This is a genomic window from Pseudomonas sp. B21-041 (assembly GCF_024748675.1).
Classification (GTDB): domain Bacteria; phylum Pseudomonadota; class Gammaproteobacteria; order Pseudomonadales; family Pseudomonadaceae; genus Aquipseudomonas; species Aquipseudomonas neuropathica.
This window is the reverse complement of the sequence record NZ_CP087175.1, coordinates 2289647-2300608: the sequence shown is the minus strand read 5'-3', so window position 1 is coordinate 2300608 and position 10962 is coordinate 2289647. Positions and strand designations below refer to the sequence as shown.

Below are 10962 nucleotides of genomic sequence, written 5' to 3'. Positions count from 1 at the left end.
ACGCGACAACCGCTACACGAGACTCAATTCGGACATACGGGTGCGCCAGACGGACAACAGCGCTCTAGCTGAACTGTTCGCGGTATTGCGCGGGCGTCAGGCCGAGCTTTTCAGCGAACAACGAACGCATGTGCCGCACACTGCCGAAACCACTTTTGTAAGCCACGGTTTTAAGCGGCAGATCGCTGGTTTCCAGCAAGTTTCGTGCGCAGTCGATGCGCGCACTTTGCAGAAACTCCATCGGCGTCATGTTGATGTCGCGGGTGAACACCCGCGCGAAGTGCCGCGCGCTCATATTGGCAATCGCCGCCATGCGCTCGACCGTGAAGGCTTCGTCGAGGTGTTCCAGCACGTAACTCTGCGCGCGGGTAATCGGCGTTTCCTGCGGTGCCACGGCAGCCATCAACGGGCTGAACTGCGCCTGCCCGCCCTGGCGCTTCATCACCACCAGCAGGACTTTGGCCACATCCTGCGCGAGCTTCTTGCCGTGATCGCGGGCGATCACGGCCAGCGCCATATCGATCCCCGCCGTAACACCTCCCGAGGTGATCAGGTTGCGATCCTCGACATAGATCTGATCGGTCGTGACATGGGCCTTCGGGAACCCCTTGATCAGGCGTTCGGTGTAGTTCCAGTGCGTGGTTACACGGTAACCGTCAAGCAAACCGGCGTGCCCCAGGACAAAAGCGCCAGTGCAGATTGATCCGTAGTACTCGACCCGCCGGACTGCATCTTTGAGCCAGGCAAACAACGACGGGAACTGCTGGTTGTAGGCACCGGGGCCTCCCGGCACCAGCAGCAAATCATAACGCTCGGTGTCGTCGCCAATGATCCGGTCGGCCTGCACCATCACACCATTTGACGCCCGCAGCGGGCCCTCTTCGGTGCCAAGGGTGATCAACTGATAATGCGCATCGGGTTTCAGGTAGCGATTGGCAACCGAAAAAACCTCCAATGGCCCGGCCATGTCGAGCAGAAGAAAGTCGGGAAACAGCACCATTGCCACGGTTTTCATGGGAAGACATCACTTCAATCAGAGAGACATGATACGGACCAGACATTATGGCCAACTGTAGCCGTTTGAGCGCAAAAGTTTTGTGTGAAGGCTATCGCAAAACTGTCAACTTGAAAGGGACAGTCTTTCAATTTTCATCTACTTATTGCGCAATACAGTAAACAGTAACCTTCTCCTCACTCGGACGAATTCACGTCCCACAAGGAGATTTCATCATGCTGACCCTTCGCAAAGCCTCCGATCGTGGCCTCGCCAATCATGGCTGGTTGAAGTCCTTTCACACCTTTTCCTTTGCCAGCTACCGTGACCCGCGTGAGCAAGGTTTTTCCGATCTGCTGGTGATTAACGACGACCGCGTTGCCGCTGGTAAAGGCTTCGGACAGCACCCGCATCGCGACATGGAGATCTTTTCCTACGTGCTGGAAGGCGCACTGGAACATAAGGACACACTGGGCACCGGCTCGGTCATTCGCCCGGGCGACGTGCAGTTGATGAGCGCCGGCAGCGGCGTAGCGCACAGCGAGTTCAACCACTCGGCGACCAAACCGGTGCATTTCCTGCAAATCTGGATCGTGCCAGATGTCAGCGGTGCCAAACCGCGCTATCAACAGGAGCATTTCAGCGCACAGAAAAAACGCGGTCGCCTGCAATTGATCATCTCGCCGGACGGCAACGACGGTTCGCTGAAAGTGCGTCAGGACGCACGGGTCTTTGCCGGGCTGTTCGACGGTAAAGAAACTGCCACGCTGGAGCTGCCAGCCAACCGTTATGCCTACGTGCATGTGGCGCGCGGCAGTGTTGAACTCAATGGCCAGTCGTTGCAGGAAGGTGACGGCGTACGGGTTCGCGAAGAACAATTGCTGACCTTGAGCAATGGTGTCGATGCCGAAGTGCTGGTGTTCGACTTGCGGCCGCAGGAGTTGCCAGAAATGCCATGATGCGGTGTTTCAATGCTCACGAAAAACGGCCTTCTTTGAAGGCCGTTTTCTATTGTGGTGATTCGGGTACTTGTTGCGAAGCAGGTCTTGGTGCACTTATATCCTTGCCGATCTGGATCGCCGCGAGTGTCGTCTGCAAGGTGGTTAATACCGCTGCTTGATTGGCAAAGTGCGCCCCTACGACGACGGTGATCATTCCGAGAAAATGGACGGCGGTCGTCGCCCAGTAATGTGCCTTCACTGTCGAGACATGTTTGATGGCTTCTTTTGAGTCTTCGGCGATTTGTTGTACGCCGTCCCACATCAAATCGTATCGTTTGTCCCTCTCCGCCTGAGTCAAAAGATAAGCATCGATTCTCGCCGACACACCTTCGACCCGAGCGTCCATCCTGCTCTCAATGGTCTCGATCCTGGCATTGAATTCTTCACGACTGATAGCGTTCATGGCTTGAGTATTCCGACCTTTGCTCGCAAGGTCACTGATTGGGTTTTGACTGAATTCCGTGGTTCTCAATTCGACACCTTCCTGGGTTTACCGATACCGTCCCTGGTATCAACATCAGTGCGAGCCCTGCGCCCCTCACCGACATGACGAAACAATAGGCCCCATCCAACCTCCTCACAAGCCGGGAGATTCTGCCTCTGATGTAGGCCGTTTCGTCAGAGCTTGTAGCCCTGCCAAAAGAACATCTGCCTAGTCATTCTCCGACGCGAACACGTCGACAATCTGCTCAATCACCGCCCTCACCCGCGCGGTATGCCGCAAATCCGCGTGGGTCACTAACCACACTTCATACGGCAATGGTCGAGTGCGCTCCGGCCAGAGCCTGATCAGACCATCGCGCTCACCCATGTACACCGGGATTTCTCCTACACCCAACCCTGCGGCAATTGACCGGCGGACGAGCAAACTAGAACTGAGGCTGGCGACGATGCGGCCGCGACTTAGCGGTTCCGACACCAGGGTCAGGTCCTTTTTGCTTTGCAGATACGGTTGATAGACCACCAGATCATGCCCCTCAAACGCAGTGTCCGGTTGCGGCACGCCATTGGCGTCTATATAGGCCTGAGAGGCGAACAAGCCCACCGGCCATCGGGCGATTCGCCGAGCGATCAGATCAGGATTGTCCGGCCGGGTGTTGCGCACCGCGATATCCGCCTCGCGCTTGGCCAGGCTGAGGATCTGCGTGGACGCATCCAGTTGCACTCGTACGTCCGGGTGCTGCTCGTGCAAACGGGCGATGGCCGGGATCAGAAAGTCGATCGCCAGCGAATCCGTGGTACTGACGCGCACCGTGCCGGTCAGGCGATCGTCCAGACCTTGAATCTGCCGCTGCAACTCCAGTGCCGAATGCTCCATTTTCTCCACACTCCTGAGCGCCGCCTCACCGACAGCGGTCAACGCGTAGCCGTCGGAGGTGCGCAGGAACAACGTCGCGCTCAGGGACTTTTCCAGTGCTGTGATCCGTCGCCCGACAGTGGCCTGATCCACCCCCAGAACCCGCGCAGCGCCACGTAGCGTCGACTCGCGGCAAACGGCCAGAAATACCCGTGCGTCATCCCAATTCATGCTGCCTCCCAGTGATGCAAATTCGCATCGCAGCGACGCTAAATCGCCGCATTAACGCAGCAACAATAGCCGATATGCTGAACGCCATAAACCTTCCGCGAGATCGCTATCATGCGCACTTCAACCTCCACCGCTATCTGGCTGCCGATCTTCGCCGGGCTCTGCGCCAGCCTGGTCAGCATCGGGCTGGCGCGTTTCGCTTATACCCCATTGATCCCTTCGCTGATTGAGGCGCAGTGGTTCAGCGCCAACGATGTGGTCTACCTCGGTGCGGCCAATCTGGTGGGCTACCTGATCGGCGCCCTGCTCGGCCGGCCGACAGCGCGCCAGCTCGGCAATAAAAATGCCTTGCGATTGATGATGCTGGTGGTCACGGCGGCATTTTTTGCCTGCGCGTTTCCGTTGTCGGTGAGCTGGTTCTTCGGCTGGCGACTGCTGTCGGGGATTGCCGGCGGTGCGATCATGGTGCTGGTGGCCGCGACCGTACTGCCGCATGTTCCGCCGGCGCGTAAAGGGCTGGCCAGTGGCGCGATCTTTCTCGGCATCGGTCTTGGCATTGCCGGCTCCGGGACGCTGGTGCCGCCGCTGTTGAGCCTCGGCTTGCAAGCGACATGGCTGGGCCTGGGGGCGTTGGCTTTGTTGCTGACGGCGCTGAGCTGGTTCGGCTGGCCGTCCGATTTCCCGCACCCGGTCGTTGCGCAAGAAACGGTGTCCGCAGAACCGACGCCGCGCGGTGTGTATGTGCTGTTCGCCCAATACGCCTTCATGGCCGCCGGACTGGTGCCGGCCATGGTGTTTCTGGTGGATTACGTGGCACGTGGACTCGGTGCTGGGGCACATCTCGGCGCGCTGATCTGGGTGATGTACGGTTTGGGCGCAATTGTCGGCCCGGTGAGTTATGGCTTTCTTGCCGATAAGCTTGGCGCACGCTCCGGCATTCGCCTGGTGCTGGTGGTGCAGGCGATTGTCCTTGGGTTGCTGGCAATGACTCACTCGTTTCTGGCGCTGGCGTTGCTGGCGGTGATTCTTGGTTCATTTCCGCCCGGCATTGTGCCGCTGGCTCTGGCGCGAGTGCATGAGCTGGTGCCGGAACACCATCGTCAGCAGATCGCCTGGAGCCGTGCCACGGTGTCATTCGCCACCTTTCAGGCGCTGGCCGGATTTGCCTATTCAGCGCTGTTCAATGCCAGCGGCGGTCATCACGCGCTGTTGTTCGTCATTGCCGCTGGCGCAATCGTCGTGGCGCTGCTGCTGGAGCAAGCCATGAAATGGTTGCCCGCTCCTACTGAGTCGCGCTGCTGTGCAAATTGAAGGGAATCATTGCTTGCACAGCACGCTCCCATCTACAGAACTTATGCCAACAGGAATCGATATGTCCCTGCCCAACGAAATGACCCGAATCGAAATCAGCGAACCCGGTGGCCCCGACGTCTTGCAACCCAAACGCGTGGCGCTTCCAGCTGTCGCAGAAGGCGAGGTGCTGATCCGCGTACACGCCGCCGGAATCAACCGGCCGGACGCCTTGCAGCGTGCCGGCAAATACCCGATGAAACCCGGCATGAACCCGATTCCCGGGCTGGAGGTCGCAGGTGAAGTCGTGGCGCTCGGGGCGGGTGTCAATCAGTTCGCCGTGGGCGACAAAGTCTGCGCGCTGACCAACGGCGGTGGTTATGCCGAATACTGCACCGTCCCCGCCGGCCAGACCCTGCCGATTCCACACGGTCTGGACTGGGTGCACGCCGCCGCAATCCCGGAAACCTTCTTTACCGTGTGGGCCAACCTGTTCGGCCTCGGCGGCGCCAGTCGTGGTCAGCGCGCACTGATTCACGGTGGCACCAGCGGCATCGGCACAACCGCACTGATGCTGTGCCGCGAATTCGGTATTGAAGCGTTTGCCACCGCCGGCAGCCCGGACAAATGCGCAGCGATTCGCGATCTCGGTGGCGAAGCGATCAATTATCGCGATGAGGATTTCGCGGCAGTCATCGCCGAGAAAACCGCAGGCCAAGGCGTCAATGTGATCCTCGACATAATGGGCGGCTCGTACCTCAACGATAACGTCAGCGCCCTGGCGATGGATGGCCGTCTGGTCATGCTCGGTTTCCTCGGCGGCGCGCGAGCCAATGACTTTGACTTGCTGGCAATGATGGCCAAACGTGCGGTGATCACCGGCTCCCTCTTGCGCGCCCGTACCGCTGCTGAAAAAGCTGCGATTGCCGATCAACTGCGCGAGCACGTATGGCCGGCGCTGGCTGCCGGGCGCTGCCTGCCGATGATCGACAAGGTCTACCCGCTCGCCGACGCCGCTCAGGCTCACGCGCACATGGAGGCTGGCGACCATATCGGCAAGATCGTTCTGCAGGTCGTGTGAGTCTTTGCAGCATTTGGTAATCGTTGCGCCGGGGCGGTGGTCGAAAAACTCACGCGCAGACCGAGGCATCTGGTAAAAAGCCTTCTTTATCTGCGCCTGGGTGAAACGTTTAATGTTCCTGTCCTTCATGACGCGTCTGCGACGCCGCCGTTTGGCGTTTGCCTGCATGGCCGCGCTGATAATCGGCGTGCCGACCAGTTGTGCCGTGCTCGAACACACCGAACGCAAACTGCTGTTTCGCATCGAACCGGGCACCGCCGGTTGGTATCGCGGCTTGCCCGGGAGCGTGCAGGAACTCGACCTGCAACCGAAGAGCTTCAAGGCCGGGGAAAACATTCATGCCTGGTGGTGGCCGGCGGAAAAAGCCAATGCGCCGGCCATTCTCTATCTGCATGGCGTGCGCTGGAACCTCACCGGGCAGTTGTTCCGTATCGAGCAACTGCGCGCTGCGGGCTATTCAGTGCTGGCCATCGACTACCGAGGATTCGGCAAGAGCCATGGTGATCTGCCGTCGGAAAGCAGCGTTTACGAAGATGCGCGGGTGGCGTGGGAACGCTTCAAACTGCTGCAACCGGACCCAGCCAAACGCCTGATCTACGGGCACTCCCTCGGTGGCGCCGTGGCCATCGATCTGGCCGCGGAACTCGGCCAGGCCGCTGCTCGCGATCATTCTGCATTGCCGGTTCGCGGACTGGTGATCGAGTCCACATTCACCACGCTGGCGGATGTTGCCGCGTCGGTGGCCAACACTTCGCTGCCGGTGCGCTGGCTGCTGTCGCAGAAATTCGACTCGATCGACAAGATCGCTGATATCCACATGCCGCTGCTGGTGGTCCACGGTTTAGCTGACGCTTTCGTGCCGCCGCGCTTCAGCGAGCAACTGTTCAACGCCGCGCAACAACCCAAGCGCCTGCTGTTGGTGCCGGGCGCGACGCACAACAACAGCATGGCGCTTGGCGGGCAGAATTACCGCAAGGCGCTCGACAGCCTGATGCAGAGCAAACCGGCCCCCCGGGTGGCCGGACCTGCCACCGTGCGCAACGGGCGGGACACTTAACGGTAGCCGCGAGCCTGCAAATCGAACAGTTGCGCGTAATGCCCAGCGGCGGCGATCAATTGATCGTGGCCACCCTGCTCCAGAATCCGGCCTTGTTGCAGCACGATGATGTGGTCGGCATTGCGCACGCTGGAAAAACGATGGGAAATCAGCAACGTCATGCGACCTTCGCTGTGTTGGCTGAAATGCTCGAACACCGCCGCCTCGGCCGCCGGGTCAAGGGCGGACGTTGGCTCATCGAGGATCAGAATGTCGGCATCACGACGCATGTACGCGCGGGACAAGGCAATCTTCTGCCACTGCCCGCCAGACAATTCCTGGCCACCGGCAAACCAGCGTCCCAACTGCGTGGCATAACCCTTGTCGAGCCCTTCGATGAAGGGAGCCGCCATGCCTTGGGCGGCGGCCTCCTTCCAGCGCTGCGCGTCGTTGAACGCCAGGGTATCGCCAACGCCAATGTTTTCTCCGACGCTGAACTGGTAGCGGATGTAGTCCTGAAAAATCACCCCAATGCGTCGACGTAACGCGGTCTCCTGCCAATCCTGCAAATCGCTGCCGTCGAGCAGGATGCGCCCTTGATCAGGACGATAGAGCCGGGTCAGTAACTTGATCAGCGTGGTCTTGCCCGAGCCGTTCTCGCCGACCAGCGCCACGCTCTTGCCTGGCACCAGTTGCAGATCAATGTTTTCCAGCGCTGGCCGACTGGCACCCGGATAACGGAAACCGACGTTCTCGAAACGCAAGCCATCACCCGGGCAGACGCCGACCGTCAGGTGGCCGCTATCGACCTGAACCGGTTCGGCCAGGTATTCATACAGACTGGTCAGGTAGAGGCCGTCTTCGTACAGGCCACTGATCGCACTCAGACTGCTGCTCACAGCGCTTTGGCCTTGCTTGAACAGCACCAGATACATGGTCATCTGACCAAGGCTGATCTGGCCATGTACGGCATCGATGACCACCCAGGCATAGGCCACATAAAAAGCCGCAGTACCGAGCAGGCCAAGGCCGAAACCCCAGCCATCGCGCCGCAACGTCAAACGGCGGTCTTCGGCATACAGCCTGGCGAACGTGTCGCGGTAGCGTTGCAGTAACAGCGGCGCGAAGCCGAACAGCTTGACCTCTTTAATATAGGTTTCGTGGGACAGCAGGGTTTCGATGTAATTCTGCTGCCGACTCTCCGGCGCACGGCGAGTAAACAAACGAAAGGCGTCACCGGAAAAATGCGCTTCGGCAAAAAACACCGGTAACGCACCGACCACCAGCAACGCCAGCGCCCAAGGGGAAAAATGTACCAGCAGCACCCCGAAGCTAATCAGCATGATCAGGTTCTGAATCAAGCCCAACGACTTCATGACCAGCGCCAGTGGCCGGGTCGAAGCCTCGCGACGGACACGCACCAGTTTGTCGTAGAACTCGGAGTTTTCGAACTGCACCAGTGACAGGGTCTGCGCTTTCTGCAAAATCAGCGTATTGACCTTCTGCCCCAGCTGCACCCGCAACAGCGATTGCTGCACCGACAGTGCCCGTTGCGTGCCGGACAACAGCGCCAATACACCAGCCTCCAACAACACGTAACGCAACACGGGCCACAGCGGCGCACTGCCGTGCTGCGCGTGCAGCTGCATCGCTGCCACCACCGCATCGACAATCCGCTGGCCCAACCATGCCGCCAGTGCCGGCAGCAAACCGGCAACCAACGTTGCCAGCACCAGCCCCAGAAACAAGCCACGCGATGTCCCCCAGACCAGACGCAAGGCTCGCTGCGCCTGATCGAACAACGACGTGAAGCGCGATAGATCAGGCATGGGGCATTGGACTCTGCAGGTGATGATTGTGCGTCATGGTACTCCAGCGCTACGACTGAATTTCAAACGACGACCGCGTTATCGTCGACGTGCTTTTCAGAACAAAAACATCTGGAAGACCCTGCCCTTTCCGGCGTCCAACGCTCTGCTATGGTTTAACCGCCCTACGCGGAACCCGGCGACACCCGCCCGCTCCGCGCCTGACTGCCGGGAGCAGAGACATGAGAATCAATCCCTACCTGATCTTCAACGGAGATTGCCGCGCGGCCTTCACCTTTTACGAGCAAGCCTTGCAAGGAAAGCTTGAGGCGATGATGACGTTCGGCGAAACGCCCGCCGCCGAACACGTGCCCGAAGAACACCACGACCTGATCATTCACACCTGTCTAAAGGTGGGTGAGCAGATGATCATGGCCTCGGACACCACACCCGATCGCCCGACTCAGGGCATGAGTGGCTGCTCGATTTCGCTGAACGTCGACAGCATCGCCGAAGCCGAGCGCGTGTTCAACGCACTGGCCAGCGACGGCCGCATCGACATGCCGCTGGAAGCGACGTTCTGGGCGGCGCGCTTCGGCATGCTGGTCGATCGTTTTGGCGTGTCGTGGATGGTCAACTGCGAAAGCGAAAAGTGACGCTGAAATTTCGTCAGCCATGAAAAAGCCCAACCGGTTCAGGTTGGGCTTTTTGCTTCAGCGCTGGGCCAATTCGTGGCGTACACATTGTTCGTAATAGGTCTGCTTGACAGCTGCAGGCTTGAGCTTCGACGTGCTGTTGTAGGTTTGCTCGGTGATTCCCATCGCGGTCATACGCATCCACGGTTGCTGGAATCGTCGCACTTGCAATTGTTTGCGCGCGCCATACAGCGAGACGCCTGACAGCTTCGATTGCTGAGCACCGGCAGCGATATCCGAACCCCAGGTGCAGGCAAAGCGATGGCTTTTGCTTAACTCTTTCGCCTGCACGCCTGTGGCGAAGACAGCCAGGGAAAGCGTTGCAACGGTGATAACAATCGTCCGCATAGAGCCCACCTAACCTTTTGAAAAAAGGAGATTTTGCCGGGGAAGCGAACGTCCGGGGGCCAGCAATTTGCCGCCTTTTCAGAGTTTTTTGCGGGCCAAAAAAAGGGCGACAGGATTTCCCGATAAAATCCCGTCGCCCCGTTCATGACCGATCAATTGACAATGACCTCAACGCGCAGTCGATCGGCACCCTCCTCGCGACAATCAATACGAACCGGCAAGAACAGCTCGATCACCGCGATATTGCTGTGCAAATGCTCGGTCATTCGCGGCGTGGTGAACGAGCCACCACCGGCCAGCGCCATTGGCAACAGCAACTGATCGGCGAGGTGCTCAGCGACCGCAGCGCCACTGCGCAACCAGTCGGCAGCCTGACTAATCGCAGCATCGGCAACCTTCTCTGCGCGCAATGACACTTGGCCAAACGCGCTGAACACCTCGGTGACGTGTTCGAAAGCGTACTCCAGCAGCAACACGTTGCCTGGCCCGCGAGCCGGATCGAGCGTCACAGAGTGCAGCGCCGTAGCCGGAAGCTTCAATCGCTTGGCCACTCGGCTCAGCTCACGTTGGGCGACCGTAGGTCCAAGCCCAGCGGTCAGAGCCCACGCGCTTGGTGAAATCGCTTCGCCACGGTCACACAGATCGAGTCGCGTCAGGTTCGCCGGTTGCACATTCACCTCAATCTCGCCCCCGCCGGCCGGGGCAAAACCATGGCGCAACAAGTCCAACTCAACGTTGGCCCCCATGCGGCGCAGCAGCGGCAGCCAACTGCGCGTGAGAAAATCGGCCGGCGGCGCGAGCGGGTTATGCGTGCCACCGGAAATCCGCAGCCGACTCGCCTGCGGTGCCCGTAACAGTGCTGGCAACAAAGTCTGTAACACCAGTGTGCAACTGCCGGCCGTGCCGATGGCGAATTGAAAGTCGCCAGCGCGAATCGCGCCGGGTTCGAAGCTCAAGGCTTGCGAACCCAAATGTGCACCGCCAACCGTTGCACCACACACCTCGGCCGCCGCCATCACCGCCGTTAAGTGTTGGCGCAGCAGTCCCGGACGGCTGCGCCTGGCACGAATCTGTTTAATGCGAAACGCCCTGCCCGTCACCATCGATAGGCTCAAGGCGCTGCGCAACACCTGGCCGCCACCGATGGCACCGTCCAGTTCTATCACTTCCTGTTTCATGGC

The 10962-nt window shown here is 59.6% G+C and carries 11 protein-coding genes; 5 read left to right on the top strand and 6 right to left on the bottom strand.

Features of this window, described 5'->3' with window-relative positions:
• Window positions 1-64: 64 nt before the first annotated feature.
• Window positions 65-1015, bottom strand: a complete 951-nt coding sequence (locus LOY43_RS10195) for a GlxA family transcriptional regulator (RefSeq protein WP_258709541.1) — start codon at window positions 1013-1015, stop codon at window positions 65-67.
• 215 nt (window positions 1016-1230) lie between these two features.
• Here LOY43_RS10195 and LOY43_RS10190 point away from each other — a divergent pair, with 215 nt between their 5' ends.
• Window positions 1231-1953 carry a pirin family protein gene (locus LOY43_RS10190; RefSeq protein ID WP_095047598.1) on the top strand — a complete coding sequence of 241 codons (723 nt, stop codon included), beginning with the start codon at window positions 1231-1233 and terminating at the stop codon, window positions 1951-1953.
• Between the two features lie 49 nt (window positions 1954-2002).
• Here LOY43_RS10190 and LOY43_RS10185 read toward each other — a convergent pair whose 3' ends face one another.
• Entirely contained in the window at window positions 2003-2398 is a 396-nt protein-coding gene (locus LOY43_RS10185; protein ID WP_095047770.1) for a hypothetical protein, read from the bottom strand.
• A 249-nt stretch (window positions 2399-2647) separates the two neighbouring features.
• Complete coding sequence (locus LOY43_RS10180) at window positions 2648-3523, bottom strand: LysR family transcriptional regulator (protein ID WP_258709540.1); 876 nt, start codon at window positions 3521-3523, stop codon at window positions 2648-2650.
• A 111-nt stretch (window positions 3524-3634) separates the two neighbouring features.
• On the opposite strand from LOY43_RS10180, the gene LOY43_RS10175 reads away from it, so the two are divergent.
• From LOY43_RS10175 to LOY43_RS10165, 3 genes are all read left to right on the top strand, one after another.
• The gene (locus LOY43_RS10175; RefSeq protein WP_258709539.1) at window positions 3635-4834 is read left to right on the top strand and encodes an MFS transporter; all 1200 of its coding nucleotides are present in this window, start codon (window positions 3635-3637) and stop codon (window positions 4832-4834) included.
• A 61-nt stretch (window positions 4835-4895) separates the two neighbouring features.
• Window positions 4896-5894 carry an NAD(P)H-quinone oxidoreductase gene (locus LOY43_RS10170; RefSeq protein ID WP_095124801.1) on the top strand — a complete coding sequence of 333 codons (999 nt, stop codon included), beginning with the start codon at window positions 4896-4898 and terminating at the stop codon, window positions 5892-5894.
• A gap of 112 nt (window positions 5895-6006) precedes the next feature.
• Window positions 6007-6951 carry an alpha/beta hydrolase gene (locus LOY43_RS10165; protein ID WP_093439350.1) on the top strand — a complete coding sequence of 315 codons (945 nt, stop codon included), beginning with the start codon at window positions 6007-6009 and terminating at the stop codon, window positions 6949-6951.
• On the opposite strand, the gene LOY43_RS10160 is transcribed toward LOY43_RS10165, so the two are convergent.
• Complete coding sequence (locus LOY43_RS10160; protein ID WP_258709538.1) at window positions 6948-8759, bottom strand: ABC transporter ATP-binding protein; 1812 nt, start codon at window positions 8757-8759, stop codon at window positions 6948-6950. The genes LOY43_RS10165 and LOY43_RS10160 overlap by 4 nt on opposite strands.
• A 221-nt stretch (window positions 8760-8980) precedes the next feature.
• Here LOY43_RS10160 and LOY43_RS10155 point away from each other — a divergent pair, with 221 nt between their 5' ends.
• Window positions 8981-9394, top strand: a complete 414-nt coding sequence (locus LOY43_RS10155; protein WP_220558509.1) for a VOC family protein — start codon at window positions 8981-8983, stop codon at window positions 9392-9394.
• 57 nt (window positions 9395-9451) lie between these two features.
• Here LOY43_RS10155 and LOY43_RS10150 read toward each other — a convergent pair whose 3' ends face one another.
• Both LOY43_RS10150 and rtcA read right to left on the bottom strand, forming a co-directional pair.
• Window positions 9452-9781 (bottom strand): hypothetical protein, encoded by a 330-nt coding sequence (locus tag LOY43_RS10150; RefSeq protein ID WP_093439361.1) that lies wholly within the window; start codon window positions 9779-9781, stop codon window positions 9452-9454.
• Window positions 9782-9933: 152 nt separating this feature from the next.
• A complete protein-coding gene (gene rtcA / locus LOY43_RS10145; protein WP_095047603.1) occupies window positions 9934-10959 on the bottom strand; it encodes an RNA 3'-terminal phosphate cyclase in 1026 nt (341 codons plus the stop codon).
• Window positions 10960-10962: the final 3 nt, after the last annotated feature.

What these genes read in the sequence shown, in the direction of transcription:
- LOY43_RS10195 (WP_258709541.1), bottom strand. Translation starts at nt 1,015, where the DNA reads ATGAAAACCGTGGCAATGGTGCTGTTTCCCGACTTTCTTCTGCTCGAC.
- LOY43_RS10190 (WP_095047598.1), top strand. Translation starts at nt 1,231, where the DNA reads ATGCTGACCCTTCGCAAAGCCTCCGATCGTGGCCTCGCCAATCATGGC.
- LOY43_RS10185 (WP_095047770.1), bottom strand. Translation starts at nt 2,398, where the DNA reads ATGAACGCTATCAGTCGTGAAGAATTCAATGCCAGGATCGAGACCATT.
- LOY43_RS10180 (WP_258709540.1), bottom strand. Translation starts at nt 3,523, where the DNA reads ATGAATTGGGATGACGCACGGGTATTTCTGGCCGTTTGCCGCGAGTCG.
- LOY43_RS10175 (WP_258709539.1), top strand. Translation starts at nt 3,635, where the DNA reads ATGCGCACTTCAACCTCCACCGCTATCTGGCTGCCGATCTTCGCCGGG.
- LOY43_RS10170 (WP_095124801.1), top strand. Translation starts at nt 4,896, where the DNA reads ATGTCCCTGCCCAACGAAATGACCCGAATCGAAATCAGCGAACCCGGT.
- LOY43_RS10165 (WP_093439350.1), top strand. Translation starts at nt 6,007, where the DNA reads ATGTTCCTGTCCTTCATGACGCGTCTGCGACGCCGCCGTTTGGCGTTT.
- LOY43_RS10160 (WP_258709538.1), bottom strand. Translation starts at nt 8,759, where the DNA reads ATGCCTGATCTATCGCGCTTCACGTCGTTGTTCGATCAGGCGCAGCGA.
- LOY43_RS10155 (WP_220558509.1), top strand. Translation starts at nt 8,981, where the DNA reads ATGAGAATCAATCCCTACCTGATCTTCAACGGAGATTGCCGCGCGGCC.
- LOY43_RS10150 (WP_093439361.1), bottom strand. Translation starts at nt 9,781, where the DNA reads ATGCGGACGATTGTTATCACCGTTGCAACGCTTTCCCTGGCTGTCTTC.
- rtcA (WP_095047603.1), bottom strand. Translation starts at nt 10,959, where the DNA reads ATGAAACAGGAAGTGATAGAACTGGACGGTGCCATCGGTGGCGGCCAG.